General features: G+C 70.1%; 7 protein-coding genes. 2 read left to right on the forward strand and 5 right to left on the reverse strand.

All coding sequences use genetic code 11. The annotated features are described in order from the left end of the window. Positions 1 to 19: 19 nt before the first annotated feature. The 3 genes from pstA to pstS all read right to left on the reverse strand — a co-directional run bounded on the left by pstA (position 20) and on the right by pstS (position 3337). Entirely contained in the window at positions 20 to 1081 is a 1062-nt protein-coding gene (gene pstA / locus FGF04_RS01990; RefSeq protein WP_149509403.1) for a phosphate ABC transporter permease PstA, read from the reverse strand. Then, positions 1078 to 1938: a phosphate ABC transporter permease subunit PstC gene (pstC, locus tag FGF04_RS01995; protein WP_408055575.1), complete on the reverse strand. Its 861-nt coding sequence runs from the start codon at positions 1936 to 1938 to the stop codon at positions 1078 to 1080. The genes pstA and pstC overlap by 4 nt, the downstream gene beginning before the upstream one ends. Positions 1939 to 2209: 271 nt before the next feature. Then, positions 2210 to 3337 carry a phosphate ABC transporter substrate-binding protein PstS gene (gene pstS / locus FGF04_RS02000; protein WP_149509404.1) on the reverse strand — a complete coding sequence of 376 codons (1128 nt, stop codon included), beginning with the start codon at positions 3335 to 3337 and terminating at the stop codon, positions 2210 to 2212. Between the two features lie 383 nt (positions 3338 to 3720). On the opposite strand from pstS, the gene FGF04_RS02005 reads away from it, so the two are divergent. After that, positions 3721 to 5292: an FAD-binding oxidoreductase gene (locus FGF04_RS02005; protein WP_149509405.1), complete on the forward strand. Its 1572-nt coding sequence runs from the start codon at positions 3721 to 3723 to the stop codon at positions 5290 to 5292. Between the two features lie 143 nt (positions 5293 to 5435). On the opposite strand, the gene FGF04_RS02010 is transcribed toward FGF04_RS02005, so the two are convergent. Both FGF04_RS02010 and FGF04_RS02015 read right to left on the reverse strand, forming a co-directional pair. After that, positions 5436 to 6137: a phosphatase PAP2 family protein gene (locus FGF04_RS02010; protein WP_149509406.1), complete on the reverse strand. Its 702-nt coding sequence runs from the start codon at positions 6135 to 6137 to the stop codon at positions 5436 to 5438. A 184-nt stretch (positions 6138 to 6321) separates the two neighbouring features. Then, positions 6322 to 7323: a C40 family peptidase gene (locus FGF04_RS02015; protein ID WP_149509407.1), complete on the reverse strand. Its 1002-nt coding sequence runs from the start codon at positions 7321 to 7323 to the stop codon at positions 6322 to 6324. 148 nt (positions 7324 to 7471) lie between these two features. Between FGF04_RS02015 and FGF04_RS02020 the strand changes: the two genes are divergently transcribed. Further along, positions 7472 to 7723: a DUF397 domain-containing protein gene (locus FGF04_RS02020; RefSeq protein ID WP_149509408.1), complete on the forward strand. Its 252-nt coding sequence runs from the start codon at positions 7472 to 7474 to the stop codon at positions 7721 to 7723. The last annotated feature ends 21 nt before the right edge of the window (positions 7724 to 7744 follow it).

Genomic DNA, 7744 nt, shown 5'->3' on the forward strand with positions numbered 1-7744 from the left:
TGGTCGCTGAGTGGCCGCGTCAGCGACCGGTCTTGGGGGCCTTCCAGCGGGCGATGCCGCGGGCCGCCAGGTTCAGGATCATCACGAACGCGATCAGCGTCAGGGCCGCCGCCCAGGCCCGGTCGTACGCCGCACCGGAGCCGCCGCTGTTCGCGTACTGCAGGTAGATGTACATCGGGAGCGAGGCCTGCGGGTCCTCGAAGGGGTTCGTGTTGATGAAGGACGAACCCCACACCAGCAGCAGCACCGGCGCGGTCTCACCCGTGATGCGGGCGATCGCGAGCATCACACCGGTCGTGATGCCGCCGATGGAGGTCGGCAGGACCACCTTCATGATGGTGCGCCACTTCGGCACGCCCAGCGCCAGCGAGGCCTCGCGCAGCTCGTTCGGCACGAGCTTGAGCATCTCCTCGGTGGAGCGGACGATCACCGGCAGCATCAGGATGGTCAGGGCCATCGAACCGGCGAACCCGGAGTAGCCCATGTCCAGGATGATGATCCAGAAGCTGAGGACGAACAGACCCGCGACGATCGACGGGATGCCCGTCATGACGTCGACGAAGAAGGTGACGGCCTTGGCGAGCCGGCCGCGCCCGTACTCCACGAGGTAGATCGCGGTCAGGACGCCGATCGGCACGGAGATCACCGTGGCGATGGCGACCTGCTCCAGGGTGCCGAGGATCGCGTGGTAGATGCCGCCGCCGGGCTCGGTGTCGGTGATCAGGCCCATCGAGTGGGTGAGGAAGTAGCCGTCGAGGACCTTCACACCGCGCTTGACGGTGACCCAGATGAGCGAGACCAGCGGCACGACGGCGAGGAGGAACGCCACCCAGACCAGGCTGGTCGCCACCCGGTCCTTGGCCTGCCGGGGCCCCTCGACACGCGCGGCGACGCCGTACGAGGCGATCACGAAGAAGACGGCGGCCATCAGACCCCACTGGATCTTGCTGTCCAGTCCGGCCGCGGCACTGATGCCCAGGCCCAGGGCGACCGAACCCGCGGCGATCGCCCACGGGGTCCACTTGGGCAGCGTCGCGCCCTGCAGGGAGCTGCGGCGCGGCGCGTCGGTGATCTGGCTCATGCGTTGGCCCCCGAGTACTCGGCGCGGCGGGCGATGATCATGCGGGCCGCGCCGTTGACCAGCAGGGTGATGACGAAGAGCACCAGGCCGGAGGCGATGAGCGCGTCCCGGCCCATCTCGCTGGCCTCGCTGAACTTGCTCGCGATGTTCTGCGCGAAGGTGCCGCCGCCCGGGTCGAGCAGGCTGGCGTTGATCTCGAAGCTCGGGGAGAGCACCGTGGCCACGGCCATCGTCTCGCCGAGCGCGCGCCCGAGGCCGAGCATCGAGGCGGAGATGACACCGGAGCGGCCGAAGGGCAGCACCGACATGCGGATGACCTCCCAGCGCGTGGCGCCGAGGGCCAGGGCGGCCTCCTGATGCATCTGCGGGGCCTGCCGGAAGACCTCGCGGCTCACGCTGGTGATGATCGGCAGGATCATGATGGCGAGCAGGACGCCCACGGTGAACAGCGAGCGCGGCGCGCCGCCCTGCCAGTCGAGGATGCCGGTCCAGCCGAAGTAGTCGTCGAGCCAGCCGTAGAGGCCGATCAGCTGCGGCGCGAGGACCAGGGCGCCCCACAGGCCGTAGACGATGGACGGCACGGCGGCGAGCAGGTCGATCACGTAGGAGAGGGGGCCGCCGAGCTTGCGCGGGGCGTAGTGCGTGATGAACAGGGCGATGCCGACCGCGATCGGGACCGCGATGACCATCGCGATGATCGACGAGACGATCGTGCCGTAGACCAGGACCGCGATGCCGAAGCTCGGCTCGGCGGCGGTCGGGTTCCACTCCAGCGTGGTGAGGAAGTTGCTCTCGTCCTTGCTGATCGCGATCACGGAGCGGTACGTGAGGAAGACCGCGATGGCGGCCATGATCACGAGCAGGAAGATGCCCGAGCCGCGGGACAGGCCGAGGAAGACCCGGTCGCCGGGGCGGGTGGCTCCGCGGGCCGCACGCTTCTGGTCGGCGTCGGGGCTTCTGGTCGGCGTCGGGGGGCGGAGGGGAGGAGGGGGGAGCGTCAGAAGTTTTCGTGGATATGTCCATGAGGTTCTCCGGTCTGCGGAGCCGCACGCGGCGTGCGGCTCCAGGCGGCGGTGCACCGGACGGCGCGCGGCCGGCCCCGGGAGGGGGCCGGACCGCGCGCTCGGATCAGCTCAGGCTCGCGACGGTCGTACGGACCTTGGCGATGATCTCTTCGGGGATCGGGGCGTAGTCGTTGTCCGCGAGGATCTTCTGGCCCTCCTCGCTGGCGATGTAGGTGAGGAACGCCTTCGTGGCGGGCAGCGTCTCCGCCTTGTTGCCCTTGTCGCAGACGATCTCGTACGTGACCAGGGTGATCGGGTAGGCGCCGTCGGCCTTGGTCGCGCGGTTCAGCTCCAGGGCGAGGTCCGAGCCCGTGCCGACGACCTTGGCGTCCGCGATGGCCGTGGTGGCGTTCTCGACGGTGGCCTCGACCGGCTCGGCCGCACCCGTGTCGAGCTTGGCCGCGGCGATGCCGTCCTTGGCGTAGGACAGCTCCATGTAGCTGATGGCGCCGGAGGTCTGCTTGACCTGCTGGGCGACACCGGAGGAGCCGGCCGCGGACTGGCCGCCCTTGGCCTGCCAGGCCTTGCCGCCCTCGTACTTCCACTGGTCGGGCGCGGCCGCGATCAGGTACTTGGTGAAGTTGTCCGTGGTGCCGGACTCGTCCGAGCGGTGGAACGCCTGGATCTTGAGGTTCGGCAGCTCGGCGTCGGGGTTCAGCTTCTTGATCGCCGCGTCGTTCCAGTTGGTGATCTTGCTGTCGAAGATCTTCGCGAGGGTCTCCGCGTCGAGGACCAGGCCCTCGACACCCGGGACGTTGTAACCGACCGCGATCGGGCCGCCGACCATCGGCAGGTTGATGCCCTGGCCGTCCTGGCAGACCTCCTTGGAGGCGGTGACCTCCTCGGGCTTCAGCGCGGAGTCGGAGCCGGCGAAGGCGACCTGGCCCTGGGTGAACGCGGTGACACCGGCGCCCGAGCCCTCGGACTTGTAGTTGATCTGCACGCCCTTGCAGGCGGTCGCGAACTGCTTGACCCACGCGTCGATCGCGTTCTTCTGCGCGGAGGAGCCGTTGGCCAGCAGCTGGCCCTTGGCGTCGTCGCACTTGATGGAGCTGTTGGCCGCGGTCGAGGCGCCGTCGCTCCCGCTGTCACCGGTGTCGTCCGAGCCGCACGCCGTCAGCGCCAGGGCGCCGGTGACGGCGAGAGCACCGAGGGAAAGGCCGCGCAGCCGGTTCTTGCGCTGAAGCTTCACGTTCGGGTGTTCCTTCCAGAAGCCGCCGTCGTGGCGGCGTGCGATGGGTGGAGCCTGCTGGTCATGTTCTTCGCAGACCGGCACAGGCGCTCGCTTCCGTCCGCACCACGCACCGGGTAAGGCCGAAATTAGGCAGATGAGGTGAAGCCGCCGATTGTCGTGAGTGAACGGAGGGTGAACCCCTGCCGTCAGTGCGGTGAGGTCACGGAACGCTCACGGGGAGAACACGCGCGGGTACCGGCGCCCGGCGCCCGGTGGCCCGGCCGGAACCCGCCGTCGTCCTTTGCGTACCCATGGAGTCGCCGGTGGGATTGCCGACGGCCGCCGGTGGAACCCGCCGGGCGGCTGTCCCGTCTCGTACCACGGGGCCACAGGAGGCGCACATGCGACGGCGGACGTTCATCGGCGGCGGCGCCGCGGTCACGGCGACGGCGACGGCCTCGGCGTGCGGCGGGGACCCCGGACCGCGGCCGGCCGCCGGGACGAGCGCGCCAGGCACGCCGACCGGCAGACGCACCCCGGGCGGTACGGGAACGGCCGCCGGCACCGCGCCGGCCGACTGGCGGGCCCTCGCCGAGAGCCTGGACGGACCCCTGGTGCGCCCCGGCGACACCGACTGGGCGGCGGCCCGCCAGCTCTACAACACCCGCTTCGACTCCCTGAAGCCGGCGGCGGTCGCCTACGCGGCCCACCCCGACGACATCCGCACGGTGCTCGCCTACGCCCGCGCCCACGGCGTCCGCGTCTCGATCCGCAACGGCGGCCACTCCTACGCCGGCTGGTCCTCCGGGAACGGCCGGCTGGTCCTGGACGTGTCGAAGCTGTCCGCGGTACGGGCGTCCGGCGACGAGGCGGTGATCGGCGCGGGCGCCAAGCTCATCGACGTCTACCGCGGCCTCTCCGCCAGGGGCGTGACCGTTCCGGCCGGTTCCTGCCCGACGGTCGGCATCTCGGGGCTGACGCTGGGCGGCGGCCACGGCGTGGTGTCGAGGGCGTACGGGCTGACGTGCGACAGCCTCACCCGGGCGACCCTGATCACGGCCGGCGGCGAGCAGCTCACCGCGAGCGCGACCGAGAACGAGGACCTCTTCTGGGCGCTGCGCGGCGCGGGGAACGGCAATTTCGGCGTCGTCACCGAGCTGCGCTTCAGGACCCACCCGGCGCCGCAGGGCGTCTCGGCGAACATGTCCTGGCCGTGGTCGAGGGCGGCGGCGGTCCTGGCGGCCTGGCAGGAGTGGGGCCCCGATCAGCCCGACGAGATCTGGTCCTCGCTCCACGTCGAGAACGCGGACGGCGGCACCCCGACGGTCTCCGTCTCCGCGTTCTCGCTCGGCACCTACGGCGAACTGCAGAACGCCGTCGACCGCCTCGCCGACCGGATCGGCGCCCCGGCCCGCAACGTCTTCCTCAAGCGGCGCTCCTACCAGGAGTCGATGGAGGTGTACGCGGGCTGCTCGTCCTTCTCCGACGCCCAGTGCCACCTCCCGGGCAGAACCCCGGGCCGCTCGGCGCAGGGCGCGCTGAACCGCGAGACGTACGCGGCCCGCTCGGACTTCTTCGACCGCCCGATACCGGCGGCGGGCCTACGGACGCTGCTCTCCCACATCTCCGGGGTCCAGGGCGGCACGGGCAGCATCGCCCTGACGGCGCTCGGCGGCGCGGTCAACCGCGTCGACCCCACGGCGACGGCCTTTGTGCACCGCCGCTCGCGCATGCTGGCCCAGTACATCGCGGCCTGGCGGCCGGCCACCTCGGGCAGGACGTCGGAGTCCTGGCTGACGCGCACGCACACCGCGATGCGCCCGTACGCCTCGGGAGCGGCCTACCAGAACTACACGGACCCGACCCTCACGGACTGGCGCGAGGCGTACTACGGCTCGGCGGCCGCCCACCTGAAGTCCCTGAAGAGGAAGTACGACCCGGACGAACTGTTCAAGTTCCCGCAGTCCTTGTGAGATTCACGCAGCCCTTGTGAGGCGCGCCCGAAGGGCCGAGCCGATCAGGGGCGCGGGGAACTGCGCGACCGGCCCCCACGAACCCGCACCCGACAACGCACCCCTGGCCGCGCGGTCACCCCACCCGCACCCCGGTGGAAGACCTACGCCGSGAGATCCCGATCTCCCGGCCCGGCCTCACTGCGGGCCCCCGGAATGACCTTCTCCCGCGCCCCGGCGGCCCGGGGCGACCGGACCAGCCACCCCACCCGCGGCGACCGCTCCACGGCCTTCACCACGGGCGTCAGCAGGGCGACGGCGAGCGGCGACAGCAGCAGCACGACCGCGGTCCCGAGCGCGAATCCGCCCACGACGTCGGTCGGGTAGTGCACGCCCATGTAGACCCGGCAGAACCCGCCGAGCAGCGCGAGCACGATCCCGACGAGCCCGACCTTGCGGTTCGCGACGAACAGCCCGACGGCCATGGCCATCATCAGGGTGGAGTGGTCGCTCACGAACGAGTAGTCGGTCTTGCCGCTGACGAGGACTTCCAGTCCCTCGTGGTCCAGGAAGGGCCGCGGCCGTTCCACGAAGCCCCGTATCGGCACGTTCACGAGGACGGCGACGCCGGCGGCGAGCGGCGCCCAGATCAGGGAGGCGACGGAGGACGCGGCGTCGTCCCCGCCGCGGCGCCGCACACCGAGCCAGCAGCCGAGGATCAGCAGGACCATGACGAGCAGCAGCCCGTACTCGCCCACGAACTCCATGACGCGGTCGAACCAGTGCGGCGCGTCCTTGGCGAGGCCATTGATGTCGTAAAGCAAGTCGACGTCTGGGTTCGACCCGGAATCGGCGAGTCCAGCCATTGGTGCTACGGCCCTTCGTCGTCATCTTTCCGACGCGCCCCATCGGACGCGCCGCGCCATCAACCCCCGTCGTCGGCTACAGGAACAGGAACGCACATTCCCCTTCCATACGTTCCGCTCTCCACCGAATGATCACGCAGACGTTATCGAAGAGAGATACATCGCTGCAGCTCAGGGGAGGGTTTCACACAGAGGTGGGCAATGCTTTCGCGCCATCTTCGGTCACCCGGGTCGCTCCGAAGTAGTCAGGGGTGTCGATGGCGTCGAAGCGGATCACGGCACCCGTACGGGGCGCGTTGATCATGTATCCGCCGCCCACGTAGATGCCCACATGGCGAATCGCGCGGGAGTTGGTGAGGTCGTCCGAGAAGAAGACCAGGTCCCCCGGCAGCAGTTCACTCCTCTTGGGGTGCGGACCGGCGTTGTACTGGTCGTTGGCCACCCGCGGCAGGGTGATCCCCACATGTTCGTACGCGGCCTTGGTCAGCCCCGAGCAGTCGAAGCGTCCGCCCTGCTCAGGGGTGCCGTTGCCGCCCCAGAGATACAGCGTGCCGAGCTTCTTCTGCGCGTAGTCGATGGCGCCGGCGGCCTGCTGCGAGGGCTGCACCCGGCCGACCGGAGCGGCGAAACTCTCCTGGAGCGTCGTGATCGTCTTCACGTAGTTCCGGGTTTCGCTGTAGGGCGGGACACCCCCGTATTTGATGACGGCGTACGCCCCCGCGTTGTACGCGGCGAGCATGTTCTCCGTCGGGTCCCCGGGTGCGTCCTTGACGTACTTCGCCAGCGTGCAGTCGTACTTGGCGGCCGATGGAATCGCGTCATTCGGATCCCATACGTCGCGGTCGCCGTCCCCGTCACCGTCGATTCCGTGCGTGGCCCACGTCCCGGGGATGAATTGCGCTATCCCCTGCGCGGCCGCCGGGCTCTTCGCGTCGGGATTGAACCCGCTCTCCTGGTACAGCTGCGCGGCGAGGAGCGCGGGATTGATGGCGCTGCACAGATTGCCCCACTTCTGCACGAGCGACTGATAGGCCGCCGGCACCGCGCCCTTGGCCAGGCCGACGGCTCCCTGCCCCACCCCGTTGGCGAGGTTCCCGGCGACCAGGTAGACACCCACCACCAGCACCATGACGAAGCTCAGCCCCGCCCCCACGGCGGCGGTCGCCACGATCCAGGCCTTACGCACCGTCAACCGCCCCTCGCCGCACGGTAGTCCGAACGTCAGTGTAGAGGTGCTGCCCCCGGCACGGGACGATCACTCACCGACCTGCCACACTCGGCCGGGACCGCCCTTCGGTTTCCCAGGCATCCAGCGCCCGACAAGGAGACACCGCGTGGCTGACGTACCCCCCGACCTCGACTGGACCCGCGCCGCCCCCGAGGACGCGACGGGACCCGGCCCCTGGATCGAGCTCGCCTTCGGCGACGACGACCTCGTGCACATCCGCGAGACCAGCGACCCGGAGACCGTCGTCACGACCACCCGGAAGAAGTGGGACGCCTTCGTGCTCGGCGTCCAGGCGGGCGAGTTCGACCACTTCGTGGAGGGCGRCGAGATCCCGTCCGGGGAGCCGGAGAACTCCTAGCCCCCTTACCCCTCCCTCACC

It is taken from the genome of Streptomyces apricus, from assembly GCF_008369065.1.
Lineage (GTDB): Bacteria > Actinomycetota > Actinomycetes > Streptomycetales > Streptomycetaceae > Streptomyces > Streptomyces apricus.